Origin of the sequence: Sphaerisporangium sp. B11E5 (assembly GCF_039871875.1) — a bacterium.
Taxonomy (GTDB): domain Bacteria; phylum Actinomycetota; class Actinomycetes; order Streptosporangiales; family Streptosporangiaceae; genus Sphaerisporangium.
In genome coordinates this window covers 19,114-45,374 of record NZ_JBDPMD010000032.1, presented here as the reverse complement: position 1 = coordinate 45,374, position 26,261 = coordinate 19,114, and the positions used below count along the sequence as shown (strand labels likewise).

Genomic DNA, 26,261 nt, shown 5'->3' with positions numbered 1-26,261 from the left:
GCAGGGGCGGAGGTGCGCGGGGTGGCGACCGCGGGACGAGCGGGCATCTGTGCCGGGACGGTGGCCGTGGGGCGAACGCGCGCCGGTGCCGGGGCGGTGGCCGTGGGCAAAGCGGGCGCCGGTGCCGGGGCGGTGGCCGTGGGCAAAGCGGGCGCCGGTGCCGGGGTGGTGGCCGTGGGCAAAGCGGGCACCTCTGCGGAGGCGAAGGCCGTGGGCCCAACGGGCGCCGGTGCCGGGGTGGTGGCCGTGGGCGGAGCGGGTACTTGTGCCGAGGGGGACGTGGGGTGAGCGGGGACCCGTGCCGGGGTGGTGTCAGGCGGCATGGGGTGGGCTCCTTGCTTGTCCGGAGGGCGGGTGGGGCCTCCTGAGGGGTCCGCGCGCCCCCACGGCAAGATCTGCGGGACACTCCCAGGAGATAGGGTCTGCACAGCCTCGGGAGGCGATCGGCGAACCCCGCGAAAAGGAGCGTATGGCATGAGTTGGCGATGGCGATATGAAAATGCCAATGGCGGTGAGGTCACCGAAGGGCCGCTTCCGCGGGAGGTGTTTCCCAGCCAGGCGGACGCCGAGTCGTGGCTCGGGGAAAACTGGAAAGTGCTGCTCAATTCCGGGGTCGAGCAGGTCTCGCTGCTGGACGGGGACAAGGTCGAGTACAAGGCGATGTCCCTGCGTGTGGAGTGACGGCGGGGCCCTCCGTGCCGGTTGATGCGCGTGTGACGCCAAATACGAAGGGCCCCGGTCGCCGGTGACCTTACGGTCCCGCCTTTACCCCGGATAAGGGCATTTACTGCCTATGGCCGGGGATTAGGGCTTTCGGTGCGCGACGGGTCGCGCTCGATCACCGAGCCGAGCGTCTCGTCGATTCTGGCCATCACGTCGGCGTCCAGCTTCATGCCCGCGGCCTTGACGTTGTCGCGCACCTGCTCGGGCTTGGAGGCCCCGATGATGGCGCTCGACACGTTGGGGTTCTGCAGCACCCAGGCCACCGCGAGCTGCGCCATGCTGAGCCCGAGGTCGGCGGCGACGGGTTTGAGGTCCTGGACGGCGGACAGCACGTCGTCGCGCATGAAACGGCTGATCATGTTGGCGCCGGTGGGGTCGGTGGCGCGGGAGCCCTCGGGCGGCGCCTGGCCGGGCTGGTACTTCCCGGTGAGCACGCCCTGCGCGATCGGCGACCAGACGATCTGCCCGACGCCTTCCTGCTCGCACAGCGGCACGATCTCGCCCTCGATGACCCGCCACAACATGGAGTACTGCGGCTGGTTGGAGACCAGGCGGTCGAAGCCCATCTGGTCGGCGATGCGCAGCGCCTCGGCGATCTGCGAGGCCTTCCACTCCGAGACGCCGATGTAGAGGACCTTGCCCTGCCGGACCAGGTCGTCGAACGTCTTGAGGGTCTCCTCAAGGGGCGTCTCGTAGTCGAACCGGTGCGCCTGGTACAGGTCCACGTAGTCGGTCCGAAGGCGGCGCAGCGAGCCGTGGATCGACTCGGTGATGTGCTTGCGCGACAGGCCGCGGTCGTTCACGCCGGGGCCGGTCGGCCAGTAGACCTTGGTGAAGATCTCCAGCGACTCGCGCCGCTGCCCCTCGAGCGCGCGGCCGAGAACCTCCTCGGCCCGGGTGCCGGCGTACACGTCGGCGGTGTCGAACGTCGTGATCCCCTCGTCGAGCGCGGCGGCGACGCACGCCTTGGCGGCGTCCTCCTCGACCTGGGAGCCGTGGGTGATCCAGTTGCCGTAGCTGATCTCGCTGACCTTGAGACCGCTGCGGCCGAGATGGCGGAATTCCATGCCCATGACCATAAACCTCCCGTGCGGGACGACCCCGGGGAGGTCCCCCGTCCACCCGGCGGGACCAGGTGGACGGGAGGCGGCTCACCGCTTCGGCGGGACCGGCTTGCCGCCCGGCAGCAAGGTGGGCGGCGGGAAGCGCAGCCGCCGGATCTGCAGCGCGCGCATGGCCGCGTAGAAGCCGACGCCCTTGAGGTTCTCGCCGGGCAGCTTCGCGGCGACCTCCTTGCGCACCCGTTGCGACACCAGGATGGAGCTGACGACCACCAGGATGATCATCAGCGGCCACAGGAAGGTGATGGCGTAGGAGTACAGCACGATGCCGGCCTGCCCGAAGAGCATGGGGACCGTCCACAGCACGAGCAGCAGGGCCAGCGAGAACGGCAGGAAGTACTGGCTGATCGTGCGCCGGGAGTCCACCCAGTCGCGGGCGAACCTGCGGGCCGCGCCGCGGTCGCGCGCGGGCAGGTAGCGCTCGTCGCCGCGCATCATGCCCTCACGGGCGCGCACACGCTCGGCCGCCTGGCGCTCGCGCATCTGCTTGTAGGCCTCTTTGCGGTTGGAGGGGGCGGTCACCGGGGACCGGCGCCGGCTCTCGGAGTCCTTGCGCTTGGGGGTGGGGCGCCCCTTGCCCGCGGTCTTGGCCGATGACTCCGTGGACGCGGCGGGGGCGTCATCCGCGGGGGCTTGATTACGACGTCGGAACACGACGTCAGCCTACCGGCGGTGCAACTTAATGACGCCCTCGTGCGTTATGCGTAGGGTGGACGTAGGCGACTTTGCCGCGATAATCGGGGGCCGGGCATGAGCGGGCAGCCTATGGAGTCGCGCGTCGGCGCGAGGGAGCATGGATGCCTGCGCAGCGAGCATACGGCCGGCGAGCGTCGCTGCGTGCGGGAACATAGGCATAGCACTACCTAAGAAGGGGACGGCCAACGCGCATGAGCGTGATGAAGAGACTTTCCATGATCTTCAGGTCCAAGGCCAACAAAGCCTTGGACAAGATGGAGGATCCGCGCGAGACCCTGGACTATTCCTATCAGCGGCAGCTCGAGCTTCTGCAGAAGGTCCGCCGGGGTGTGGCCGACGTCGCCACCTCGCGAAAGCGGGTGGAGCTGCAGATCAACCAGATCCAGCAGCAGTCGAAGAAGCTTGAGGACCAGGGGCGCAAGGCTCTCGGCGTGGGCCGTGAGGACCTGGCCCGTGAGGCGCTGAGCCGCCGTTCGGCGCTGCAGGGCCAGATCGCCGAGCTGCAGGTGCAGCACAACAACCTGCAGGGTGAGGAGGAGAAGCTCACCCTCGCCAGCCAGCGGCTGCAGGCCAAGGTCGACTCCTTCCGCCACCGCAAGGAGACCATCAAGGCCACGTACACCGCCGCCGAGGCGCAGACCCGCATCAACGAGGCGTTCTCCGGCATCTCCGAGGAGATGGGCGACGTCGGCCTCGCCATCCAGCGTGCCGAGGACAAGACGGCGCAGATGCAGGCCCGTGCGGGCGCCATCGACGAGCTGCTCGCGAGCGGCGCGCTCGACGACTTCAGCGGCCAGCGCGGCGACGACATCCAGGCCGAGCTGGACCGCATGGGCGGCGGCAGCGACGTCGAGCTGGAGCTCGCCCGCATGAAGGCCGAGCTCGGCCAGGGCCCCGCCCCGAGGGACGCCATCGAGCCCGGCCAGCCCGCGCAGCAGCACGCCCCGCAGCAGCAGTACCCCCCGCAGCAGCAGGCTCCGCAGGGCGGCCCGACGCAGCAGTACCCACGCCCGGGGGAGGGCTTGTGATCATCCGCATCATGGGCGAGGGCCAGGTCCAGATCGCCGAGGGCGACATCGACGTCCTCAACCTGCTGGACGGCGAGCTGGAAGCGGCCATCGAGACCGACGACGAGACGCAGTTCCGCTCCAAGCTGCACGCGCTGCTGGACAAGGTGCGTCAGATCGGCAAGCCTCTGCCTGATGACGCACTGGAGCCGTCGGAGCTGATTTTGCCGCCGGCTGACGCTTCGATCGACGAAGTTAGGGACATGCTCGGCGATTCGGGGCTGATTCCGGGTTAGTTTGGACATATGACGCAAACCCGGTTCGCCCCCGACCGGGGTCTGACCGTACGCATGGTCGTGACCATGTTCCTGCTGGGGCTGCTGTACGTCGTGTTCGTGGGCGTCCTGCTCGCTCTCGGCGTGCAGGCGGTCGTGGTGCTCGTTCTCGCCGGCGGCCTCCTGCTGGTCCAGTACTTCCTGTCCGACAAGATCGCATTGTTCGCGATGCACGGGCGTGAGGTCTCCCCGCAGGAGGCACCCGAGCTCCACGGCCTCATCGACCGCCTGTGCGCGATGGGGAACACGCCGAAGCCGCGGGTGGCGATCGCCGACAGCGACGTCCCCAACGCCTTCGCCACCGGCCGCGACCAGAAGCACTCCGTGGTCTGCGTGACCACCGGCCTGCTGCGGCGGCTGGACCCTGCGGAGCTGGAGGGCGTCGTCGCCCACGAGATGTCCCACGTCGCGCACCGGGACGTCGCCGTCATGACCATCGCCTCGTTCCTCGGCATCGTCGCGGGCCTGATGACGCGCTTCGCGCTCTACAGCGGCCTCGGCCGCGACCGTGGCAACAACAACGGCCCACCGATCGGCCTGATCATCATGCTGGTATCGATCGTCGTGTACGCGATCAGCTTCCTGCTCACCCGTGCCCTGTCCCGTTACCGCGAGCTGTCGGCCGACCGGGCGGGGGCGCTGCTCACCCAGCGGCCGTCGGCCCTGGCCAGCGCCCTGGTGAAGGTGAGCGGCGAGATCGCGCGCATCCCGACCAGGGACCTGCGCGAGGCGCAGCCGTTCAACGCCTTCTTCTTCGCGCCGGCGCTGTCGGGCCGCGGCGCGGGCCAGGGCCTCGCCACGCTGTTCGCCACCCACCCGCCGCTGGAGCGGCGCCTTGAGCAGCTCAGCCGCATCTCCGCCCAGCTCGGCCGCGGCGGGGTGTGACGTGGGCTGGCTGGACGCGCTGCTCGGCCGGGGCAAACCCGCCAAGGCCAACCTCGACGCCCTGTTCGCGCTGCCGTCCGCGGCCGTGACGCTCCAGGCCGCCACCGGCTTCGTCCCCACGGGCACCGGCTCGGTCTGTTTCCGCCCCGCCGAGGGCGGCGCGTTCGCGAGCCTGGAGCAGGACGTGACCGAGCTGCTCGGCGACGTGGACGTGGAGCGCACCCGCGACGCCTACGGCTACACGTGGCTGTTGCTGCGCCGCCCCGCCGACGACGTCGCCGCGCTGGTCACGGACCTGCACGGCGTCAACTCCTCGCTGGAGGGCGCCGGGTTCGGGCCGTCGCTGCTGTGCTCGCTGGTGACCTTCGCCGGCCCCGGCGGGGAGCGCCTCGCCGTCGTGTACCTCTACAAGCGCGGCACCTTCTACCCGTTCGCCCCGCTGGCGGGCGAGCGGCGGGACAACGCCCTGGAGCTGCAGGTGCGTGGCGTCCTGTCCGGCGAGCTGCCGGTCGAGGACGACCTGTCGCGGTGGTTCCCGGTGTGGGGCGCGCCCGGCCTGTGATCCGCCGCTTTCCGGCGTTCTTCACCGGCCTCTGCTTACCGTACCCAAAGCGATCAGTCACCCCCATGTGGCCCTAAGCAGGTGAACAGCCGGGTATACGACCCGACGATCACTGACGAACGGCCATCGCGGGGGAGACGGCGTGGCAGTCACCGAACAGGGCCGCGCCGCCGCGGCCGGGGCGGCCCGCCCGGCGGGGGACGGCGGGCGGGTGCGGGCGCTGGTCCCGCGCGCGCTGTCGGTCGCCATGGCGCTGGCGGCGCTGTACTCGGCGGCCATCGCGCTCGTCCCGCCCCTGCGGAACCTGCTGCGGCCGGTGACCTTCGTGGTCGAGACGGCCGTCTTCCCGGTCGCGCCCAACCTGGGGTACGCCGTGTTCCTCGCCATCCTCGCCGGGGCGCTCGCCCGCCGCAAACGCGCCGCCCACCGGGTGGCGGCGGCCGTGGTGGCCCTGCTGGTGCTGGGCGACCTCGCGGTGGTGCTGTCGGCCTCGCTGATGCCGGACCTCGTGGAGGAGTTCGGGCTGACCGGCCAGGTGGTCGCCTCGCAGGTGAACCTCGCCGTGGCCGCCGCCGCGCTCGGCGTGCTGATCGCCACCGCCGACGAGTTCTTCGCCCCCACCCGCAAGGCCTCCTTCCGCCAGGCCCTCGCCACCCTCGGGGGGCTGCTCGCCCTGTCGGCCGCGGTGGGCTACGGCCTGGTCACCCTGTTCCCCGGGACGCTGCGCGGCGAGCACCACCTGGCCTGGGTGCTGGAGCGGGCGCTCGGCGGGGCCGCGACGTTCGACGCGCAGCGGGCCGGGCGCCCGCCGTCCTGGGTGGACCTGGTCATCGGCCTGCTGAGCGCCGTCGCGGTGCTCGCCGCGTTCGCCGTGCTGTTCCGCTCGCAGCGGGTGAGGGCCGAGCTGCCGCCCGCCGACGAGGAGCGCCTGCGCGCCCTGCTGGCCACCTACGGCGCCCGCGACTCGCTCGGCTACTTCGCCACCCGCCGCGACCGCGCGGCGGTCTTCTCGCCGAGCGGCAAGGCCGCGGTGTCGTACCGCGTCGTGGCCGGGGTGTGCCTGGCCGGGGGCGACCCCATCGGGGACGTCGAGGCGTGGGCGCCCGCCATCAGGGCGTGGCTGGAGGAGGCACGCCGCTACGGCTGGGCCCCCGCGGTCATCGGGCCGGGCGAGACCGCCGCCCTGGCCTACGCCCGCGCCGGGCTGCGCGTGCTGGAGCTCGGCGACGAGGCCGTCATCGAGGTCGCGGACTTCGGCCTGGACGGCAGGGAGATGCGCGGGGTGCGCCAGGCGGTGAACCGCGTGCGGCGCGCCGGGTTCACCCTGCGGATCCGGCGGCACGCCGACGTGCCGGCCGCCGAGATGCGCGAGGCCGTCGAGCACGCCGCCGCGTGGCGCGACACCCGCGACGAGCGCGGCTTCTCCATGGCGCTGAGCCGCCTCGGCGACCCCGCGGACGGCGACTGCGTGCTCGTGGAGGCGCACGACGCCGACGGCCGGCCGGCCGGGCTGCTGTCGTTCGTGCCGTGGGGCGGCGACGGGCTCTCGCTGGACCTGATGCGGCGCGACAGGGACGCCGACAACGGGCTGACGGAGTTCATGGTGGCCGGGCTGGCCGCCGCGGCACCCGATCTCGGGGTGAAGCGGATCTCGCTGAACTTCGCGATGTTCCGCGCGGTGTTCGAGGGCGGCGCCCGGCTCGGCGCCGGGCCGGTGCTGCGGCTGTGGCGCTGGACCCTGGTGTTCGTCTCGCGGTGGTGGCAGCTCGAGTCGCTGTACCGGGCCAACGCCAAGTACCGGCCCCGGTGGGTGCCGCGCTTCCTCGCCTTCGACGACGCGCGCGACCTGCCGCGGGTCGGGCTCGCCTCGGTGATCGCCGAGGGCTTCCTCACCGCCCCCCGCCTGCCTGAGCCCCCGTGGCGCCTGCGGCGGGCGGGTCACGCTACGGGTACGGGTTGGCCCAGCAGGTGAAGTGTTCCTCCGCCGCACCCCACAATGGTGTGAATTGCGACCGATGTGGGGCGATGGAGGGGGCGTCATGTCGAACCCGGTGCCGTTGCGGCCGGGCGACCCGGAACGGGTGGGGGAGTACGAACTCGCCTCCCGGCTGGGTGAAGGGGGACAGGGGGTCGTCTACCTCGGCCGTTCCCGGACGGGTGCCCCGGTGGCGGTGAAGCTGCTCCGCTCCGACCTCGCGCAGAACGAGGAGGCGCTCGCGCGGTTCGTCCGCGAGGTCTCCACGGCCGAGCGGGTCGCCACCTTCTGCACCGCCCAGGTGATCGAGACCGGTGTGGCCGGGCACCGGCCGTACATCGTCAGCGAGTACATCGACGGCCCGACCCTGGACGCCGTGGTCAGCGAGGACGGGCCCCGGCGGGGCGCCGCGCTGTACCGCCTGGCCATCGGCACCGTCACGGCGCTGGTGGCGATCCACCAGGCCGGCATCGTGCACCGCGACTTCAAGCCGTCCAACGTGCTGCTCGCCGCCGACGGGCCGCGCGTGATCGACTTCGGCATCGCCAAGGCGCTGGACAAGACCTCGACGCTCACCTCGATGGTGGTGGGCACGCCCGCGTACATGACGCCCGAGCAGCTCGCCGGGCAGCAGGCGGGCCCGGCGGCCGACATGTTCGCCTGGGCCGGGACGATGATCTTCGCGGCGACCGGCGACGCGCCGTTCGGCTCCGACAGCCTGCCCGCGGTGTTCCACCGCATCATGAGCATCGAGCCGGACCTCACCGCGCTGGAGGAGCCGCTGCGCGGCATCGTGGCCGCCTGCCTGGCCAAGGACGCGGCCACCCGGCCCTCGGCGGGCGAGGTGCTGATGCGCCTGCTCGGCCAGCCCGGCGCCGCCGCGCCCGGGGCCGCCGCGCCCGCCGCCATGCTGGCCGAGGGCACGGCCGCCGCCCAGCCCCGCGAGCCCGCCGGGCTCCGCGACCCGGCCGCGGCGGCGCACGAGCCGCCCGTACCGCGTCCCGACGCCGCACCGGCGCGCCGGGAGATCCCGGCGCAGCACCATGAGCCCGCGGCCCAGGCCCGCGAGCACGCCTCGCCGTTCCAGGCCTGGGCCCAGCCCCTCCCCGCCCCGCCCCCGCAGGTGGGCACCCGCCCCGTGGATCCCGGCCCGGGCCGGACCACCCATCCGTCCGGCGGCCTCGCCTCGTCCACCCACCCCTCCGGCGGCGCCCCGCCGTCCGCCCACCCCTCCGGGGGTCACGCGCCGTCCGGCCACCCGCCCGGGGGGCAGGCGCCGCCCGCGCACCCGTCAGGCTTGGCGCCGTCCGGCCACCCCTCCGGCGGGCACGCGCCGCCCGCGCACCCGTCGAACTTGGCGCCGTCCGGCCACCCGTCCGGCCCCACGCCGTTCCCGCACCCGTCCGGCCACGCGCAGGGGGCGGCCACCCGGCACGCGGGGGGCTCGCACCCGCAGGGCGGGCACCTGCCCGGCCCGACGGCGCGCGTGCCGGGGGCCGGGGGGCCGCCGTACCCGCAGGGGCAGGGCGCGACGGTGCCGGCGTGGCAGCCGGGCGGGCCGTCCGCGCCGGCCGGCTGGCCCGGCAGCGAGGCGCCGCCGCCGTGCTGCTGGTCGCCGGGGGCGGCTACCTGGTGGTGCGCAACCTCAGCGACCCGGGCGGTGTCGCGGGCCGCACACCGGGGCCGTCGCAGACGGCGGGACGTTCCGCGACCCCGTCGGGCGGGTCGGCGGACGGAGGCTCGGAGAGCGATCCGAGCGCGTCCCCGGGCGGCAGGGCGGGCACCGCGACCGGCGGGGTGAACCCCTACACCTCACCGGTGGGCGACCCGCCGGCGGCGACCCGGCAGATCAAGCTGCCGGGCAGCACGATCACCGTGCACGAGAACGACGCCGACCCGATCAAGCTCACCGCCTACAGCCTCGACTACGGCAAGCGGGTCTACATCCGTCCCTGGGGCAAGAACTCCTTCGACCGCACGAGCAAGTACTTCGAGTACACCGTGGGCGCCGCGGGCCGCACGGCGCTCGGCACCAACGTCACCTACACCACCGACAACTACTCCACGGTGGCCCTGGTCGACCGCACCACCAGCCGCTCCACCACCATCAAGATCGCCAAGGCTCCGGTGTACCCGGTCTACCCCCAGTGGTCGCCGGACGGCAGCAAGATCCTCGTGAGCCTGAACAAGGCCGTCGGCGACTCCAGCGAGGGCTGGGGCTTCGCGATCATCGACGTCGCGCGCAAGACCGCCAAGATCGTGCGCATCACCGAGAAGGACGTCGGCCGCTGGAGCTACTTCTGGCGGGGCGACGGGCAGGCCGTCGGCACCTGGGCGCTGAAGGACGCCACCGAGCGCATCCGGTTCTACGACCTCAACGGCACCGTGCTGCAGACCCTGCTGGACGTCGGCTCGCCCCTCACGGTGGAGAGTGACGACGTCTCGCCCGACGGCACGCAGTTCCTCACGCGCTGCACCGGCAGCGACCAGGTCTGCGTGTGGTCCACCGACGGCGAGGAGCGGGCCCGCGTGCCGTTCGAGAGCGAGCGCCTGATCGGCTGGTACGACGACGGGCACATCGCGGGCTGGCGCAAGACGGGCGACGCGTACGAGGCGGTGGTCTTCGACTTCCAGGGCAAGGTGACGCGATTGCTGGCGACCGCCAACGCCGGGGACTACAAGAAACAGTACCTGCGCTACACCAGGGTGGCCTGAGAATGGTAAAGCTCCGGCCGTCCCCGGACGGGGCGCGCGGGGCCGCGCGGGGGCCGGTGGTGGCATGTGCCCATGACCAAGTTGAGTGTGGTGCTGGCGGCCACCGCGTTCGCCGTCGCGGGGCTCCAGACGGCCCCCGCCCTCGCCGCCGCGTCCCCCGTCCCCGTCGCCGTCACCGCGTCCCGCGCGGCGGGTGACGCCATGGAGATCACCGTCGCCGGGCAGGGCAGCGTGCAGGCCGTACCCGACGTGATGCGGCTCAACGTCGGGGTGGAGATCCGCAGGGACACCGCGGGAGAGGCCTTCGCCGCCGCCCGCGCCGCCGCGGGGCGGCTGACGGCCGCGCTCGTCGCGGCCGGGGTCGCCGAGAAGGACCTGCGGACCAACGACTTGTCCCTCGGCACCGAGTACGAGAAGTACCCCAAGGCGGTGGGCTACCGCGCCTCACAGGGCATGCAGGCGTTCGTCCGCGACCTGTCCATCGCCGACGCCGTGGTGGACGCCGCCGCCGGGGTGGGCGACGAGGTGCGCTTCCACGGCGTCACGTTCGAGGTCTCCAAGGCCGCGGAGCTGCTCAGGAAGGCGAGGGCCGCCGCGTTCGAGGACGCGCGGGCCAAGGCCGAGCAGTACGCCGCCCTCGCGGGGTACCGCCTCGGCCGGGTCCTGAAGATCGAGGAGGAGGGCGACGGCGGCCCGCCCCGGTTCGCCCTCGCGGCGGACAAGGCGTCCTCCATCGAGCCCGGCCAGGGCGGCGTCTCCGTCGCCGTCCGTGTGCTGTACGAACTGACCGAGGCCGGGCCGCAGGACGGGCCGCACCCGCGGGAGCAGGCCCGCCCGTAGGGCCGGGCCGCCGGCGACGGCGGCACCGCCCCGCGGGCCCCTACGGCAGGGCCAGCATGCGGTCCAGGGCCACCCGCGCCCAGTGGGCGGTGCCGGCGTCCACGGTGATCTGGTTGACGACCTGGCCGTCCACGAGGGACTCAAGTGCCCACACCAGGTGGGGGAGGTCGATGCGGTTCATCGTGGAGCAGTAGCAGACCGTGCGGTCCAGGAACGTGATCGTCTTGTCGGGGTGCCGGGCGGCGAGGCGCTTGACGAGGTTCAGCTCGGTGCCGACGGCCCACGCGGACCCCGCGGGGGCCCGGTCGATCATGTTGATGATGTACTCGGTGGACCCCACGTGGTCGGCCTTGGTGACCACCTCGTGGCGGCACTCGGGGTGGACGAGCACGTTGACGCCGGGGATGCGGTCGCGCACCTCGTCCACGCACCCGGCGGTGAACCGGCCGTGCACCGAGCAGTGGCCGCGCCACAGGATCACCTTGGCGTTCCTGACCTGCTCCTCGGTGAGCCCGCCGTCCGGCCGGTGCGGGTTGTAGACCACGCAGTCGTCCAGTGAGAAGCCCATCTCCAGCACCGCGGTGTTGCGCCCGAGGTGCTGGTCGGGCAGGAACAGCACCTTGCGGTCCCCGGCGCCCTTCCCCTCGGGCCCGCCGGGGCCCTGGTCGAACGCCCAGGTCAGCGCGCGGCGTGCGTTGGAGGACGTGCACACCGCGCCGCCGTTGCGTCCGCAGAACGCCTTGATGTCGGCCGAGGAGTTCATGTACGTGACGGGCACCGTGACGTCGGCGACACCCATCTCGGTGAGGACGTCCCACGCCTCCTCGACCTGGTCGAAGGTCGCCATGTCCGCCATGGAGCACCCGGCCGCGAGGTCGGGCAGCACCACGCGCTGGGCGGGGGAGGTGAGGATGTCGGCCGACTCGGCCATGAAGTGCACACCGCAGAAGACGATGAACTCCGCCTCGGGCCGGGCCGCCGCGTCCTTGGCGAGCTTGAACGAGTCGCCGGTCACGTCGGCGAAGCGGATCACCTCGTCGCGCTGGTAGTGGTGCCCGAGCACGAAGAGGCGGTCGCCGAGGGCGGCCTTGGCCCGCTGCGCCCGCGCGACCAGTCCGGGATCGGACGCGGGGGGCAGCTCTCCGGGGCAGTCGACGCCCCGCTCGCTGTGGGGGTCGATGCCCTGGCCGAGGATGAAGAGCGGTAGGCCCGTCTCCGTAGTCGTCACGCCACACCTTCTTTGCAGCTTCTTACGCGACTTATCGTCTATGTGACGACTAATCATTGCATACGGCGCCGGGTGACCCGTCCAAGAGGCCCCCGGGGACGCCCATCCATCGGGACAGGAATGTGTGAGGGTGCCCGGGTGTTGGTAGCGTCTGAGTGAGACCTCAGACCAAGGCCTCCGTCCCCGAGGGGCGGTTTGGGCAGACGGGGAGTTCAGCACATGACGGTTGAGAGCAGCCAGACCACGCAGCAGGGCCTGATCCTGACCGACGCGGCGGCGGCCAAGGTGCGAAGCCTCCTTGAGCAGCAGGGCGAGGAGGGCCTGCAGCTCCGGGTGGCCGTGCAGCCCGGCGGGTGTTCGGGCCTGCGCTACCAGCTCTTCTTCGACGACCGCGCCATGGACGGCGACGTCGTCTCCGAGTTCGGCGGCGTCAACGTCGTCACCGACCGGATGAGCGCCCCGTACCTCATCGGCGCCACGGTCGACTTCGTCGACACCATCGAGAAGCAGGGCTTCACGATCGACAACCCGAACGCCACGGGTTCCTGCGCCTGCGGCGACTCCTTCAACTGACGCCGTGCCCTCGTCCCCGCCCGCGGACCGGTCCGCGCGGCGGGGTTTCGGCATGCCCGCCTCCGTGATCTCCACGGCGTCCTCCGCCGGGGTGTCCCGCACCTGAAACGCCGCCGAAGCCGCCCCGCCGGATCCGGCACGGGGCCGCGGGCCCGGGAACGGGGGAGCGGCTGGGGTGGCGCCGCGTCGGCGCAGGTGACGCATCCCGCCGGCGCCTGGCGGCGGACCGGAAAGTGGTGAACGGACGGCCGGGTGCCCGCGCGGCGGCCTCGGCACAGGCTCCGGCGCTAGTTCGTTGTCGTATTCTTGGCGGGCCCATCGATGCTGACAACGAGGAGAGCACCCCGTGCGCATCGCCGTCACCGGCTCCATCGCGACCGATCACCTGATGACCTTCCCGGGTCGCTTCGGTGATCAGCTCATCGCCGAGGCGCTCGACCGCGTCTCCCTGTCCTTCCTCGTCGACGACCTGCAGATCCGGCGCGGCGGGGTCGCGGCCAACATCTGCTTCGGCATGGGATGCCTCGGCCTGCGGCCCGTCCTCGTCGGCGCGGTCGGCACCGACTTCGCCGACTACCGCTCCTGGCTGGAGCGCCACGGCGTCGACTGCGACTCGGTCCACGTGTCCGAGCTGCACCACACGGCCAGGTTCCTGTGCACGACCGACGACGACCACAACCAGATCGCGTCGTTCTACACCGGGGCGATGGCCGAGGCCCGCGAGATCGAGCTGTGGCCCATCGCCGAGCGGCTGGGCGGCCTCGACCTGGTCATGATCAGCGCCAACGACCCCGACGCGATGATCCGCCACACCGAGGAGTGCCGTCAGCGCGGCATCCCGTTCGCCGCGGACCCGTCCCAGCAGCTCGCCCGCATGGAGGGCCAGGACATCCGCACGCTGATCGACGGCGCGGCGTACCTCTTCACCAACGACTACGAGAAGGCCCTGGTCGAGCAGAAGACCGGCTGGTCCGACGAAGAGGTGCTGTCCCGGGTCGGCGTCCGGGTGACCACGCTCGGCCCGAAGGGCGCGCGCATCGACCGCCAGGGCGAGCCGTCGCTGCACATCCCGCCGGCCCCCGAGGTCGGCAAGGTCGACCCCACCGGCGTCGGCGACGCGTTCCGCGCCGGGTTCCTGTCGGGCCTGCACTGGGGCCTGACCCTGGAGCGGTGCGGCCAGCTCGGCAACCTCACCGCCACCCACGTGCTGGAGCAGGTGGGCGGCCAGGAGTACCGCCTCGGCCGCGAGGGCTTCGTGGAGCGCCTCGGCGCCGCGTACGGCCCCGAGGCGGCGGCCGACTGCGAGGCGTACGTCGCCTGCGTCTACCCCTGACCCGGCCTGACGTGGCCTGACTCACCGAGGGGGCGCCGCCCGGCGTCCCCTCACGTGCTCCTCAGGGCTCAGTAGTTGCGCCGCACGTGGATCGCCCAGCCGCCCTGCGGCAGCACGTAGCTGCCCACATGGTGGTGGGACTTCAGGCGGCACCACGCGGGGATGTCGGTGAAGGCGGCCGGGTCGTCGGCCAGCACGGACACCACGGCGTTCAGCGGCACCGAGTTGATCTGGTCGGCCAGCATGATGATCGGGATCGGGCACTTGCGGCCGAGCGCGTCGATGGTGAGCGCCGCCGGCGGCAGTGGCTCCTGTTCGGGCGCCGGGCCGCCCGCCGCCGCGGTGGTGTCGGGTCTGCGCCGCCGTGCCATCACGATCTCCCCCTCGCCCCGATTTCCGCACATCGCCCTCGACGGCAACCGTGCCGGACATCACATAACGCCTTACCAGGGGCTTTCGGGCTCGTGCGGAAAATGGGCTCAGCCGGGCCCGCCCCCTGCGCCGTTCCCCGGTGCCGTCTCACGACCGCACCCCGACGCTCTCCCGCACCCGCCGGACGATGCCCGGCAGCACCGCGAGGAAGTGGTCCACGTCCGCGCCGGACGCGCCGCGGGGCAGCGAGACCCGGACGTTCCCGTGGGTGAGCACTCCCATCGCCTCCAAAACATGCGATGGTCGTAGCGTACTCGCCGTGCACGAACTGCCGGAGGAGACGGCGAAGCCCGCCCTGTCCAGTTCGGAGAGAATCGCCTCACCTGGCACGTAAAGACACGAGAACGTCACGATATGCGGGGCGCGGAGTTCCGGCTCGCCGACCACCTCCACGTCGGGCACCAGCCGCGGCACCTCGGCGCGGATCCGGTCGACCAGCGACGACAGCCGGGCGTTCTCCTCGGGCGCCTCGGCCGCGCGGGCGCGCAGCGCCGCCACGGCGGCGACCACCGCGGGGACGTTCTCGAAGCCCGGCACCCGGCGCCGCTCCCGCTCGTCCTCAGGCAACGGGGAACGCCAGCGCGTGCCCTTGCGCACGGCCAGCACCCCCACCCCCGCCGGGCCGCCCCACTTGTGGGCGCTGCCGGCCAGCACCGACCAGCCGTCCGGCACCGGCAGCCGTCCCAGGGTCTGCGCGGCGTCCACCAGCAGCGGCACCCCGGCCTCCCGGCACGCGAGCGCCGCCTCCTCGACCGGCTGCAGCGTGCCGACCTCGTGGTTGGCGGTCTGGAGGCACGCCAGTGCCGTGCCCCCGGCCGCGACGGCCGCCGCGAACGCCGCCGGGTCCACGCGCCCGGTGAGGCCGACGGGGACGGTCTCCACCGTGCCGCCGTCCGACTCGTGGGCACGGGCCGCCTGCAGCACGCTGGAGTGCTCCACGGCGCTCACGACCACGCGGCGCCCGGCACGGCGGCGGCCGAGCAGCGTGCCGAGCACCCCGAGGTGCGCCGCCTGGGTGCCCGAGGTGGTGAAGGACACCTCGTCCGGCCGGGCGCCGATGATCTCGGCGGCCTCGCCGCGTGCCTGTTCGAGCAGCAGCCGCGCCTGCCTGGCCGTCCCGTACAGCCGGGCCGGGTCGGCTCCCGCGGTGTCCAGGGACGCCAGGAGCGCCTCGCGCGCCGCGGGGTGCAGGGGTTCGGTGGAGGCCGCGTCGAAGTACGCCACGGCCCCCATCGTCCCACCCGGCCGCCGCGCCGGGCGGGCCGGGCCGCTCGACGGGGAAGGCGTTGCCGCGCGGCGTTGCCGGGGGTGGGAAGGAGGGCGGACCCAGTCCGCGCTAATGTGTCCCCCAGCGTGACGACAGCCGACTTTTTTCAGAGCGCGACAAGTGAACCGGGAAACGACCGCCCAGGAGGGACCACTCTTGGGCTTCAACTTTGGGGTAGGCGATCCGTGAGTCCGACCCGCCGTTCTGCACGGCGTCCGTTGGCCCGCCGCAGGGTGCCTCGCGCCGCCGCGTTGGCGGCGCTTGCGCTGTCCCTGTCGGCGTGTGGAGGCGTTGGTACGTGGTCTCGTGGTGGCATGCCGGAAGGCGTCACCAAGGAGGCCGGCATCATCCAGAACCTGTGGAACGGTGCCTGGATCGCCGCCCTGGGCGTCGGGATCGTGGTGTGGGGCCTGATCTTCTGGGCCTGCCTGTTCCATCGCAGGCGCAAGAACTCGCCGGACGCGCTGCCGCCCCAGGTGCGCTACAACCTGCCGATCGAGATCCTCTACACCACCGTGCCGATCATCATGGTGGCGGTGTTCTTCTACTTCACGGCGCGCGACCAGACGGCCATCGGCGCCGTCTCGGGCCGGCCGGACGTGAAGGTCAAGGTGGAGGGCTTCCAGTGGAGCTGGCGCTTCACCAGCACCTACGACGGCAAGACCGTGCAGGTGGCAGGCACCCCGGCCCAGCGGCCGGAGCTGGTGCTGCCCGTCGGCAAGAAGATCGAGTTCAACCTTGAGTCGCGCGACGTCGCCCACTCGTTCTGGGTGCCCGCGTTCCTGTACAAGCTGGACGTCCTGCCGGGCGTGCCCAACAGGTTCGAGGTCACCACGCTGGACAAGCCCAGCACCTACGTCGGCCGATGCGCCGAGCTCTGCGGCGTCGACCACAGCCGCATGCTCTTCACGGTGAAGCTCGTGCCGCAGGCCCAGTACGACCAGTACGTCAACAGCCAGGCGGGGAGTGCCCAGTGACCGCCGTCAACGAACCATCCATCCAGGCGGCGCCCGCCGCCGCCCGGCGCGCCCGCCGGGGCACGGTCATCGCGAAGTGGGCCTCGTCCACCGACCACAAGATCATCGGGCACCTGTACCTGATCACGTCGTTCGTGTTCTTCCTCATCGGCGGCGTGATGGCGCTGGTGATGCGGGCCGAGCTGGCGCAGCCGGGGCTCGACTTCGTGAGCAACGAGCAGTTCAACCAGTTGTTCACCATGCACGGCACGATCATGCTGCTGATGTTCGCGACCCCGCTGTTCGCCGGGTTCGCCAACGAGCTGATGCCGCTGCAGATCGGCGCGCCCGACGTGGCGTTCCCCCGGCTCAACATGGTGAGCTACTGGCTCTACCTCTTCGGCAGCACCATCGCGGTGTCGGGGTTCTTCACCCCCGGCGGCGCGGCGTCGTTCGGCTGGACGGCCTACACACCGCTGTCGGACATGGTCTACTCGCCCGGCCTCGGCGCCGACCTGTGGATCATGGGTCTGTCGATGTCCGGCGTCGGCACCATCCTCGGCGCGGTGAACTTCATCACCACGATCATCACGATGCGCGCCCCCGGCATGACGATGTTCCGCATGCCGATCTTCACCTGGAACATCCTGCTCACCAGCATCCTGGTGCTGCTGGCGTTCCCGGTGCTGGCGGCGGCGCTGCTCGCCCTTGAGGCCGACCGGCGGCTCGGCGCGCACATCTTCGACTCCGAGACCGGCGGGGTGATGCTCTGGCAGCACCTGTTCTGGTTCTTCGGGCATCCCGAGGTGTACATCATCGCGCTGCCGTTCTTCGGCATCATCACCGAGGTCCTCCCGGTGTTCAGCCGCAAGCCGGTGTTCGGCTACATCAGCCTCGTCGGCGCGACCATCGCCATCGCGGGCCTGTCGGCGGCGGTGTGGGCGCACCACATGTTCGTCACCGGCCAGGTGCTGCTGCCGTTCTTCTCGTTCATGACGTTCCTCATCGCGGTGCCCACCGGGGTGAAGTTCTTCAACTGGATCGGCACGATGTGGCGCGGCCACCTGGTGTTCGCCTCACCCATGCTGTTCGCGGTCGGCTTCCTCGTGACGTTCCTGTTCGGCGGCCTGACCGGCATCATCCTGGCGTCGCCTCCGCTGGACTTCCAGGTCAGCGACTCCTACTTCGTGGTGGCCCACTTCCACTACGTGGTGTTCGGCACCGTCGTGTTCGCGATGTTCTCCGGCTTCTACTTCTGGTGGCCGAAGTTCACCGGCAGGATGCTCAACGACACCCTCGGCAAGTGGCACTTCTGGACGTTGTTCATCGGCTTCCACACCACGTTCCTGGTGCAGCACTGGCTCGGCGCCGAGGGGTTCCCCCGCCGGTACGCCGACTACTCCGCGCTGGACCAGTTCACCGACCTGAACGTCGTCTCCTCGATCGGCGCGTTCATCCTCGGCGCCTCCACGCTGCCGTTCCTGTACAACGTCTGGCAGACCTGGCGCCACGCGCCCAAGGTCACCGTGGACGACCCGTGGGGCTACGGCAACTCCCTGGAGTGGGCCACGTCCTGCCCGCCGCCGCGGCACAACTTCACCATGCTGCCGCGCATCAGGTCCGAGCGGCCGGCCTTCGACCTGAAGAACCCGCACCGGCTGGCGCCGGTCGAGCAGCTTGAGGGGACGACGCGATGAAAGTCCAAGGCTGGCTGTTCCTGCTGAGCGGCATCTTCTTCGCCGCCGTCGACCTCGTCTACTGGTTCTGGTCCAAGGAGCCCACCGGCACCACGGCCCTCGCCATCTCGGTCGGCCTGGCCCTGATGATCGGCTACTACCTGCTGTTCACGGCCCGCCGCATCGGCGAGCAGCCCGAGGACCGCAAGGACGCCGAGATCAGCGACGGCGCCGGCGAGCTCGGCTTCTTCAGCCCGTCGAGCTGGTGGCCGCTGTTCGTCTGCCTGTCGGTCGCCCTGGTGACCGTGGGCTTCATCATCGGCTGGTGGCTGTTCATGATCGGCGTGGCCGCCACCCTGATGACCACGGTCGGCTTCGTCTTCCAGTACTACCGGGGTCACTTCTCCCACTGAGGCGTCCCGGCCCGGCACGCTCCCGCGCGGGCGGCCGGCGGTCTCCGTCAAGGAACCGTCGGCCGCCCGCGCCGCTTTTTTGCTGGTCGTTTCGCCCCTTTCTCCGAACACCCAGGTACACGACACGCTGTGACCGGGTAATAACTGATAAGGAGTGATCCATCGGAGCGGGGGAGACGTCAGGTGGGACACGTCGAATTCCGGGTGATCGCCATAGGAACCGGGGCATTGGCCCTGCTGCTGGCCGGTGGGTGCGGCACCCCCGGCACCGACAAGGAGGGGGACGGCACGGGAGGCCGCTCCGGCGTGGCCGTGAACGTCTCTCCGGCGAACGGGGCGACCCAGGTACCACCTGAGCTGCCCGTGACCGTCGGCATCGCGGGCGGCGCTCTCAGGAGCGTCCAGGTGCGCCCGACGAACGGCGAGCCCGTCGCGGGCCTGCTCAGCGCCGACCACACCCGATGGCGCAGCAGGCGGGCCATGGCGCCGGGGCAGACCTACGAGGTGACCGTCGAGGCCGTCGGGCCCGGAGGCAAGGCCAGGCGCGTCACCAGCGTGTTCTCCACCCAGAGAGCCACCCAGGTGTTCGCGCTCGCCAAGATCCTGCCCAGCAAGGAGGCCACCGGCCTCACCGTGGGCATCGGCATGCCGATCATGCTGACGTTCGACAAGCCCATCACCGACCGCGTCTCGGTCGAACGCAACCTGCTGGTGCAGAGCTCCAAGCCGATCGAGGGAGCCTGGCACTGGTGGGACGACAAGACGCTCGCCTTCCGCCCCAAGGTCTACTGGCCGGCGAACACCAAGGTGAAGCTGGTCGCCCAGCTCGCCGGGGTGCACGGCGGCCCCGGCATGTACGGCGCGCGGGACTACGTCAGGGAGTTCACCGTGGGCCGGGCCCGGATCAGCCACGCCGACACCACGACGCACCAGATGACCGTCAAGGAGAGCGGCAAGGTGATCCGCACCATCCCGCTGTCCGCGGGACAGGGCGGGACCTGGAAGTACTACACGACCAACGGCATCCACCTGGCCATGTCACGCGAGGACGTCACCACGATGACGTCCCCCGGCATCGGGCCCGGCAGCCCCGGCTACTACAGCCTCACCGTGTACGACACCGTGCGCATCTCCGACACCGGCGAGTACGTCCACGGCGCGCCGTGGTCGGTGGGTTCGCAGGGCAACTCCAACGTCAGCCACGGCTGCGTCAACATCAGCCCGTCCAACGCCGAGTGGTTCAAGGACACCACCCTGATCGGCGACCCGATCATCGTGTCCGGCTCGCCCCGCCGCCTCGACCCGACCAACGGCTGGGGCCACTGGCAGGAGACCTGGCCGGAATGGCTCCGCTGGAGCGGCCTGCGCTCCGGCTTCACCACCGAGGCCCTGGCCGTCACCCTGGCCGACCACGCCTCCGCCAAGGCCGACGAGGCCGACAAGCTCAAGAAGGACACGGAGAAGAAGGACACCCCGTCCTGACCACCGCGCCGCCCCCCGGGACGGCCGCACGCCTGACCGCCGCGCACCTGCCGGCCCGCCCTCCGGGCCCAGCACGAGGGGGCCCGCACGAGGGGGCCCGGCACGAGGAAGGGCCCGGACGCGCTCACCGCGTCCGGGCCCTTGCCTCTTGCCTGCCTGAACTGCCTTCTAGTGGCCGATCGACTTGCCCTCGCCGGGCGAGCCCGCGATGACCGCCGCGTGCTCGTCGTGGGCGCCGTGGCCGTCGTGGCCGCCGTCCAGCGAGATGGCCTCGCTGTCCCTGGCGTACTCCGCGCTGAGCTTGGCGCGGAGGCGGCCGATGGGACTGCGCAGGCCCTTCGGCGGGATGCCGTCGCCGTCGGGGCCGGCCGTGACGGCGGCGATCGGTGCCTTGCCCTTGATGTGCGCGGCGAGGTCCTCGGCCGGCGGCACGTGGACCTCGATGTACTCGCCGTGCGGCAGACGCTTGATCACGCCGGACTCCACGCCGTGGTGGATCACCGCCTGGTCGCTGCGCTGCAGGCCGAGGCACACCCGGTACGTGATGAAGTACGCCAGCGCCGGGCCGAGGAACACCAGGACCCGTCCCACCTCGGTGGTGGTGTACAGCGAGATGTGGAACGTCGCCGAGATCTCGTCGTTCGCGCCGAGCAGCCACAACACGCCGTAGAACGTGATCGCCGAGATGCCGATCGAGGTGCGGTGCGGGTTGTTGCGGGGACGGTCGGCCAGGTGGTGCTCCCGGTTGTCCCCGGTGATCCAGCGTTCCGCGAACGGGTACAGCGCGAGCCCCGTCATCACCAGCCCCAGTGGCACGAGCGCGGGTATCAGCACGCTCAGCGCCAGGGTATGGCCGAGGAAGTTGATCTCCCAGGCGGGCATGAGCCGCAGCGAGCCTTCCAGGAAGCCCATGTAGAAGTCGGGCTGCGACCCCGCCGAGATGTCCGCGGGTGTGTAGGGCCCGAACAACCAGATCGGGTTGATCTGGGCGAACGTGCCGAGCAGCGCCACGGCGGCGAAGGTGAACAGGAAGTAGGCACCCGACTTCGCCATGAACGACGGGTAGAACGGCGCCCCGACCACGTTCTTCTCGGTGCGGCCCTTGCCCGGCATCTGCGTGTGCTTCTGCACCCACATCAGGATCAGGTGGGCCGAGATCAGCGCCAGCAGCAGGCCCGGGATCAGCAGGATGTGGATCGTGAAGAACCGCGAGATCACGTCCTCGCCGGGATACTCGCCGCCGAAGAGGAAGAACTGGAGGTACGTCCCGAGGATCGGGATCGACAGCAGCACGCCCTGGGTGATCCGCAGGCCCGCGCCGGACAGCAGATCGTCCGGCAGGGAGTAGCCGGTGAGGCCCTCGAGCAGCGCCAGCGTGAACAGCAGCACGCCGATCAGCCAGTTGAACTCACGCGGCTTGCGGTAGGCGCCGGTGAAGAACACGCGGAGCATGTGCACCATGAGGCCCACCACGAACAGCAGCGCCGCCCAGTGGTGGATCTGCCGGATGAGCAGGCCGCCGCGGACGTCGAAGCTGATGTGCAGCGCCGAGGCGTACGCCTCGGACATCTGCACGCCGACCAGCGGCAGGTAGGAGCCGTCGTACTCGACGTGACCCATGCTGGGCTTGAACCAGAACGTCAGGAACGTGCCGGTGAGCAGCAGGATGATGAAGCTGTACAGGGCGATCTCGCCGAGCAGGAACGACCAGTGGTCCGGGAACACCTTGCGCAGGTTGCGCTTCAGGAAGTTGCCGGCGCCGAGACGGTCGTCGATGTAGCTCGACGTGCCCGCGATGGCCTTGGGCGTCGCGTCGAGGCTCATGCCTGCCCCCTAGCTTCGGCTTCGGCGTCCCCGCGCTCCCAGAAGCTGGGCCCCACCGGGACGTTGAAGTCGCTCTGTGCGATGAGGTACCCCTCGCCGTCGACGCCGATCGGCAGCTGAGGCAGCGGACGCGCGGCGGGGCCGAAGATGACCTTCGCGCCGTCCGTCGCGTCGAACGTGGACTGGTGGCACGGGCAGAGGATGTGGTGCGTGGTCTGCTCGTACAGCGCCGCAGGACAGCCCACGTGCGTGCAGATCTTAGAGTAGGCAACGATGCTGTCGTACGTCCAATTCAGCTTCGTGCCGGACTTGAGGTCCTCCGGGCGGAACTTGATCAGGATCAGCGTGGCCTTGGCCAGCGCGTTCAGATCGTGCTCGTGGCCCTCGGGCACCACCGACAGGATGCCGCCGGGGGAGTTGAAGTCGGCCGCGCGGATCGGCTGGCCCGAGCCCTCCACCAGCAGGCGGGTGCCCTTCTTCCAGACCGTGTGGCGCAGCGAGGTGCCCGGCAGCGGGCCGAGGTCCTTCAGCAGGACCAGCGGCAGCAGGCCGAGGGGCGCCGCGGCCAGCAGCAGGGTGCGGCGCAGCAGCTTGTACTTGACGAAGCCGCTCTCGTTGGCGCCCTGCAGGAAGACCTCGTTGACGTGCCGCCGTACCTCCGGGTCCGTCGCCATCGTGTGGCGCTCCTGGATCAGGTTGTACTTCGGCATCAGCCCGCGCACCCAGATCACGATGCCGCAGGCGAGCGCCAGCAGCGCGATCGACAGCGTGCCGCCGAGCGCGAGGTTGGAGATCTGCGTCTTCTCGATCGTGCCGACCTGGAACACCACGTACGACACGATGAACGCCACGGTGGCGAGGAACGTCACGAGGAACAGCAGCGCGACGACGCGCTCGGCCTTGCGTGCGCTGCGCTCGTCGAGGTACTCCACGCCCTCGTGGACGATCGGCTCGACGGCCGAGGGCGGCGCGCCGAGGGTGGCCTGGCCCGCCTGGACCGGCGTGCCGATCACGCGATGCGGGACGCGGGGCTCCTCGGTGTCCTGGACGCCGTTGGTGGGGTGATCGCTCATCGCGTGACCTTCCGCTTCTTCGCGGTGATCCAGATCGCGGCGAGCACGACGATGCCGAGGCCGGCCGTCCAGGCGACCAGGCCCTCCATCACCGGGCCGATGCGGCCGAGGCCGTTGCCGCCCGGGTTGGGCTCCTCACGGAGGCCGACGATGTAGGCGATCATGTCCCGCTTCTGCTCGGGGGTGATCGTGGTGTCGTTGAAGACCGGCATCGCCTGCGGTCCGGTCACCATCGCCTCGTAGATCTGGGTCGGCGTGGCCGGGCCCAGGGCCGGGGCGTGCTTGCCGTAGGTCAGGGCGCCGCCCGAGCCGGCGAAGTTGTGGCACTGGATGCAGTTGGCCCGGAACAGCTCACCGCCCTTGGCGGGGTCGCCCTTGGCCGGGTCGACGGCCTCGGCCGCGGGCACCGTGGGGCCGCCGCCGAGCGACTGCACGTACGCGGAGAGCTGCCGGATGGTCGTCTCGTTGACCCAGTCCGGCGGGCGCTTGCGCAGGGCCTGCGGGCCCGGGTTGGCGAACGGCATGCGGCCGCTGGAGACCTGGAAGTCCACCGCCGCGGCGCCCACGCCGATGAGGCTGGGGCCCGACGCGGCACCCTTGCTGAAGGAGCCTTCGCCGTTCATGCCGTGGCAGGTCGCGCAGTGCGCCGTGAACAGCGCCTTGCCCTCGGCCACGTCGTCCAGCTTGCCCGAGGCGCTCGCCGCGTCGGCCTGGTTCGGGCCGGGCGCGAGCAGAGCGTACGTCCCCCCCAGGAAGCTCAGGGCCAGGAGGAGCACGACGAACCGCGCCAGCGGATGCCGCCTCTTTACGGTGATCGAGTTCACCGAGATCCTCGTTCCGATCATTTGATGATGTAGATGGTCGCGAAGAGGCCGATCCAGACGACGTCGACGAAGTGCCAGTAGTAGGACACGACGATCGCGCTGGTCGCCTGCTCATGGGTGAAGCGCTTCGCGGCGTACGTGCGTCCCAGCATGAACAGGAACGCGATCAGGCCACCGGTCACGTGCAGGCCGTGGAAGCCCGTGGCCAGGTAGAACACCGAGCCGTAGGCGTTGGTGGAGATGGACAGGCCCTCGTGCACCAAGGCCTGGTACTCGTACAGCTGGCCCCCGACGAACCACGCGCCCATGAGGAAGCTGATGACGTACCAGAAGCGGAGCCTGCTGACCTGACCCTTCTCGGCGGCCCACACGCCGAGCTGGCACGTCACACTGGACAGGACCAGGACGATCGTGTTGACCAGGGCGAAGGGGACGTCGAGATGGACGCCTTCGGGCAGCGTCGGCCAGGGCTGCTCATGGCCGAGGGTGACCGACCGGATCGTGAAGTACATCGCGAACAGCGCCGCGAAGAACATGAGCTCGGAAGACAGCCAGACGATCGTCCCCACGCTGACCAGGTTGGGCCGCCGGGACGATGCTGCTGTCGTCGTCGTTACTGCGGATGCTGTCGCCACGCGCAGCATTATTGCGGCTTCCATGGCCGGGTCGCCGCACGACCCCCCGGTTCGGGCACTTCAGGCCCACCAAACCGGACATATGCCTGGATCTTCGCGGACGGTGATCGGTCTGGGTTTCCGTCGGCGGGGACCGGTAGCATCCTTCGTGACCATACCTCGTCACCGACCGATAGTGAGCGCGACCGTGAGCAGCATGAGGGTTCTCGTCTACAGCGACGACGCAAGCACCCGTGAGAAGGTGCGGCTGGCGATCGGGCGGCGTCCCGCCGCCGACGTGCCCCTCGTCGAGATCGTCGAGTGCGCCACCCAGCCGGCGGTGCTCAAGCACCTGGACTCCGGCACCGTCGACGTCGCCGTGCTGGACGGCGAGGCCGTGCCCGCGGGCGGCATGGGCGTCTGCCGCCAGGCCAAGGACGAGGTGTACGACTGCCCGCCGATCTGCCTGATCATCGCGCGGCGTGACGACCGCTGGCTGGCCGACTGGTCGCGCGCGGACGCCGTCGTGCCGCAGCCGCTCGACCCGATGGCGCTGGCCGAGGCCGTGGCCGGCCTGCTGCGGCGCCGTTCGGCCACCCGCCTCTCCTCTCACTGACCCGGAGCCCCCCATGGACGCGCGCACCACCTGGCCCGCGCTGCTCACGGCCCTTCTCGGCGGCGAGCACCTCACCGCGGACGAGACCGCCTGGGCGATGGACCAGATCATGTCCGGCACGGCCACGCCGTCCCAGATCTCGGCGTTCGCCGTCGCGTTGCGCGCCAAGGGCGAGACCGTTGCCGAGGTGACCGGGCTGGCGCGCGGCATGCTGGAGCACGCCACGCCGCTGACGGTCGAGGGCCCCACGGTCGACGTGGTGGGCACCGGCGGCGACCGCGCCCACACCGTGAACGTCTCCACGATGGCGGCGATCGTCGCGGCCGCGGCCGGGGCGCGGGTCGTCAAGCACGGCAACCGCTCGGCTTCCTCGTCCTGCGGCGCGGCGGACGTGCTCGAACACCTCGGGGTGGTGCTGGACCTCCCGCCGGAGCTGACCGCGCGCACCGCGGTCGAGGCGGGCATCGCGTTCTGCTTCGCCCCCGTGTACCACCCGGCGCTGCGCTTCGCCGGCCCCACCCGCAAGGAGATCGGCGTCCCGACGGTCTTCAACTTCCTCGGCCCGCTCACCAACCCCGCCCGCCCCACCGCCCAGGCCATCGGCGTCTACGACGCCCGCATGCTGCCCGTCGTCGCCGGCGTCTTCGCCGAGCGCGGCGTGTCGGCCCTGGTCTTCCGCGGTGACGACGGCCTGGACGAGCTCTCCACCGCCGCCACCTCCACCGTGTGGATCGTGCGCGACGGCACCGCCGTGGAGACCACCTTCGACCCCCGCGACATCGGCGTGCCCCGTTCCGCGGCCGACGCCCTGCGCGGCGGTGACGTGACCTACAACGCCGCCGCCGTCCACACCCTGGTCGACGGGGAGAAGGGTCCCGTGCGCGACGCCGTGCTCCTCAACGCCGCCGCCGCCCTCGTGGCCCTCGACCCCACCCCCGCGGCCCCCGACTCCCTGGGCGCGGCGATGTCCGCCGCCTACACCCGCGCCGCCGAAGCCGTGGACTCCGGCGCCGCCAAGGCCACCCTCACCCGCTGGATCGAGATCAGCCGCAGCCACGCGGCGTCCTGACGGCGCCCCCTGCGGGGGGCCC

At 71.3% G+C, this 26,261-nt stretch carries 26 protein-coding genes; 17 read left to right on the top strand and 9 right to left on the bottom strand.

Features of this window, described 5'->3' with window-relative positions; all coding sequences use genetic code 11:
• The first annotated feature begins 474 nt into the window (after positions 1-474).
• Positions 475-681: a hypothetical protein gene (locus ABGB17_RS25610; protein WP_347633859.1), complete on the top strand. Its 207-nt coding sequence runs from the start codon at positions 475-477 to the stop codon at positions 679-681.
• 110 nt (positions 682-791) lie between these two features.
• On the opposite strand, the gene ABGB17_RS25605 is transcribed toward ABGB17_RS25610, so the two are convergent.
• Entirely contained in the window at positions 792-1,790 is a 999-nt protein-coding gene (locus ABGB17_RS25605; RefSeq protein WP_347633857.1) for an aldo/keto reductase family protein, read from the bottom strand.
• An 84-nt stretch (positions 1,791-1,874) separates the two neighbouring features.
• The gene (locus tag ABGB17_RS25600) at positions 1,875-2,498 is read right to left on the bottom strand and encodes a DUF3043 domain-containing protein (protein ID WP_347633855.1); all 624 of its coding nucleotides are present in this window, start codon (positions 2,496-2,498) and stop codon (positions 1,875-1,877) included.
• 233 nt (positions 2,499-2,731) lie between these two features.
• Here ABGB17_RS25600 and ABGB17_RS25595 point away from each other — a divergent pair, with 233 nt between their 5' ends.
• The 8 genes from ABGB17_RS25595 to ABGB17_RS25560 all read left to right on the top strand — a co-directional run bounded on the left by ABGB17_RS25595 (position 2,732) and on the right by ABGB17_RS25560 (position 10,859).
• The gene (locus ABGB17_RS25595) at positions 2,732-3,568 is read left to right on the top strand and encodes a PspA/IM30 family protein (protein ID WP_347633853.1); all 837 of its coding nucleotides are present in this window, start codon (positions 2,732-2,734) and stop codon (positions 3,566-3,568) included.
• The gene (locus tag ABGB17_RS25590; RefSeq protein ID WP_347633851.1) at positions 3,565-3,843 is read left to right on the top strand and encodes a hypothetical protein; all 279 of its coding nucleotides are present in this window, start codon (positions 3,565-3,567) and stop codon (positions 3,841-3,843) included. The genes ABGB17_RS25595 and ABGB17_RS25590 overlap by 4 nt, the downstream gene beginning before the upstream one ends.
• 9 nt (positions 3,844-3,852) lie before the next feature.
• A complete protein-coding gene (gene htpX / locus ABGB17_RS25585) occupies positions 3,853-4,767 on the top strand; it encodes a zinc metalloprotease HtpX (RefSeq protein WP_347633849.1) in 915 nt (304 codons plus the stop codon).
• Position 4,768: 1 nt separating this feature from the next.
• The gene (locus ABGB17_RS25580) at positions 4,769-5,329 is read left to right on the top strand and encodes a hypothetical protein (protein WP_347633847.1); all 561 of its coding nucleotides are present in this window, start codon (positions 4,769-4,771) and stop codon (positions 5,327-5,329) included.
• 142 nt (positions 5,330-5,471) lie between these two features.
• The gene (locus ABGB17_RS25575; protein WP_347633845.1) at positions 5,472-7,301 is read left to right on the top strand and encodes a phosphatidylglycerol lysyltransferase domain-containing protein; all 1,830 of its coding nucleotides are present in this window, start codon (positions 5,472-5,474) and stop codon (positions 7,299-7,301) included.
• A gap of 67 nt (positions 7,302-7,368) precedes the next feature.
• Positions 7,369-9,105, top strand: a complete 1,737-nt coding sequence (locus ABGB17_RS25570; protein WP_347633843.1) for a protein kinase — start codon at positions 7,369-7,371, stop codon at positions 9,103-9,105.
• 17 nt (positions 9,106-9,122) lie between these two features.
• Positions 9,123-10,019 carry a hypothetical protein gene (locus ABGB17_RS25565; RefSeq protein ID WP_347633841.1) on the top strand — a complete coding sequence of 299 codons (897 nt, stop codon included), beginning with the start codon at positions 9,123-9,125 and terminating at the stop codon, positions 10,017-10,019.
• A 72-nt stretch (positions 10,020-10,091) separates the two neighbouring features.
• The gene (locus ABGB17_RS25560) at positions 10,092-10,859 is read left to right on the top strand and encodes an SIMPL domain-containing protein (protein ID WP_347633840.1); all 768 of its coding nucleotides are present in this window, start codon (positions 10,092-10,094) and stop codon (positions 10,857-10,859) included.
• A 40-nt stretch (positions 10,860-10,899) separates the two neighbouring features.
• Here ABGB17_RS25560 and nadA read toward each other — a convergent pair whose 3' ends face one another.
• A complete protein-coding gene (nadA, locus tag ABGB17_RS25555) occupies positions 10,900-12,087 on the bottom strand; it encodes a quinolinate synthase NadA (protein WP_347633838.1) in 1,188 nt (395 codons plus the stop codon).
• 219 nt (positions 12,088-12,306) lie between these two features.
• On the opposite strand from nadA, the gene erpA reads away from it, so the two are divergent.
• On the top strand, positions 12,307-12,660 hold the full coding sequence (gene erpA, locus ABGB17_RS25550; RefSeq protein WP_347633836.1) for an iron-sulfur cluster insertion protein ErpA: 354 nt from the start codon (positions 12,307-12,309) through the stop codon (positions 12,658-12,660).
• A gap of 346 nt (positions 12,661-13,006) precedes the next feature.
• Positions 13,007-13,993: a carbohydrate kinase family protein gene (locus tag ABGB17_RS25545; protein ID WP_347633834.1), complete on the top strand. Its 987-nt coding sequence runs from the start codon at positions 13,007-13,009 to the stop codon at positions 13,991-13,993.
• 68 nt (positions 13,994-14,061) lie between these two features.
• On the opposite strand, the gene ABGB17_RS25540 is transcribed toward ABGB17_RS25545, so the two are convergent.
• On the bottom strand, positions 14,062-14,364 hold the full coding sequence (locus tag ABGB17_RS25540; RefSeq protein WP_347633832.1) for a sulfurtransferase TusA family protein: 303 nt from the start codon (positions 14,362-14,364) through the stop codon (positions 14,062-14,064).
• Positions 14,365-14,512: 148 nt separating this feature from the next.
• Positions 14,513-15,658 carry an aminotransferase class V-fold PLP-dependent enzyme gene (locus ABGB17_RS25535; protein WP_347633830.1) on the bottom strand — a complete coding sequence of 382 codons (1,146 nt, stop codon included), beginning with the start codon at positions 15,656-15,658 and terminating at the stop codon, positions 14,513-14,515.
• A 348-nt stretch (positions 15,659-16,006) separates the two neighbouring features.
• On the opposite strand from ABGB17_RS25535, the gene coxB reads away from it, so the two are divergent.
• The 4 genes from coxB (at position 16,007) to ABGB17_RS25515 (ending at position 20,219) form a co-directional block, all read left to right on the top strand.
• Entirely contained in the window at positions 16,007-16,669 is a 663-nt protein-coding gene (gene coxB, locus ABGB17_RS25530; RefSeq protein WP_347633828.1) for a cytochrome c oxidase subunit II, read from the top strand.
• Complete coding sequence (ctaD, locus tag ABGB17_RS25525) at positions 16,666-18,345, top strand: cytochrome c oxidase subunit I (RefSeq protein ID WP_347633826.1); 1,680 nt, start codon at positions 16,666-16,668, stop codon at positions 18,343-18,345. Before coxB ends, ctaD begins: the two co-directional genes overlap by 4 nt.
• Positions 18,342-18,737 (top strand): cytochrome c oxidase subunit 4, encoded by a 396-nt coding sequence (locus ABGB17_RS25520; protein ID WP_347633824.1) that lies wholly within the window; start codon positions 18,342-18,344, stop codon positions 18,735-18,737. Before ctaD ends, ABGB17_RS25520 begins: the two co-directional genes overlap by 4 nt.
• Before the next feature lie 183 nt (positions 18,738-18,920).
• Positions 18,921-20,219, top strand: coding sequence for an Ig-like domain-containing protein (locus tag ABGB17_RS25515; protein WP_347633822.1), 1,299 nt, complete (start codon positions 18,921-18,923; stop codon positions 20,217-20,219).
• A 168-nt stretch (positions 20,220-20,387) separates the two neighbouring features.
• On the opposite strand, the gene ABGB17_RS25510 is transcribed toward ABGB17_RS25515, so the two are convergent.
• From ABGB17_RS25510 to ABGB17_RS25495, 4 genes are read right to left on the bottom strand one after another with little or no spacing between them, the layout of a single operon-like run.
• On the bottom strand, positions 20,388-22,043 hold the full coding sequence (locus ABGB17_RS25510) for a ubiquinol-cytochrome c reductase cytochrome b subunit (protein ID WP_347633820.1): 1,656 nt from the start codon (positions 22,041-22,043) through the stop codon (positions 20,388-20,390).
• On the bottom strand, positions 22,040-23,116 hold the full coding sequence (locus ABGB17_RS25505) for a Rieske 2Fe-2S domain-containing protein (RefSeq protein ID WP_347633818.1): 1,077 nt from the start codon (positions 23,114-23,116) through the stop codon (positions 22,040-22,042). The genes ABGB17_RS25510 and ABGB17_RS25505 overlap by 4 nt, the downstream gene beginning before the upstream one ends.
• A complete protein-coding gene (locus tag ABGB17_RS25500; protein ID WP_347633816.1) occupies positions 23,113-23,961 on the bottom strand; it encodes a c-type cytochrome in 849 nt (282 codons plus the stop codon). The genes ABGB17_RS25505 and ABGB17_RS25500 overlap by 4 nt, the downstream gene beginning before the upstream one ends.
• Positions 23,958-24,584 carry a heme-copper oxidase subunit III gene (locus tag ABGB17_RS25495; protein ID WP_347633959.1) on the bottom strand — a complete coding sequence of 209 codons (627 nt, stop codon included), beginning with the start codon at positions 24,582-24,584 and terminating at the stop codon, positions 23,958-23,960. The genes ABGB17_RS25500 and ABGB17_RS25495 overlap by 4 nt, the downstream gene beginning before the upstream one ends.
• A gap of 187 nt (positions 24,585-24,771) precedes the next feature.
• On the opposite strand from ABGB17_RS25495, the gene ABGB17_RS25490 reads away from it, so the two are divergent.
• Positions 24,772-25,170, top strand: a complete 399-nt coding sequence (locus ABGB17_RS25490; RefSeq protein WP_347633814.1) for a hypothetical protein — start codon at positions 24,772-24,774, stop codon at positions 25,168-25,170.
• Between the two features lie 13 nt (positions 25,171-25,183).
• Positions 25,184-26,239 carry an anthranilate phosphoribosyltransferase gene (trpD, locus tag ABGB17_RS25485; protein WP_347633812.1) on the top strand — a complete coding sequence of 352 codons (1,056 nt, stop codon included), beginning with the start codon at positions 25,184-25,186 and terminating at the stop codon, positions 26,237-26,239.
• The last annotated feature ends 22 nt before the right edge of the window (positions 26,240-26,261 follow it).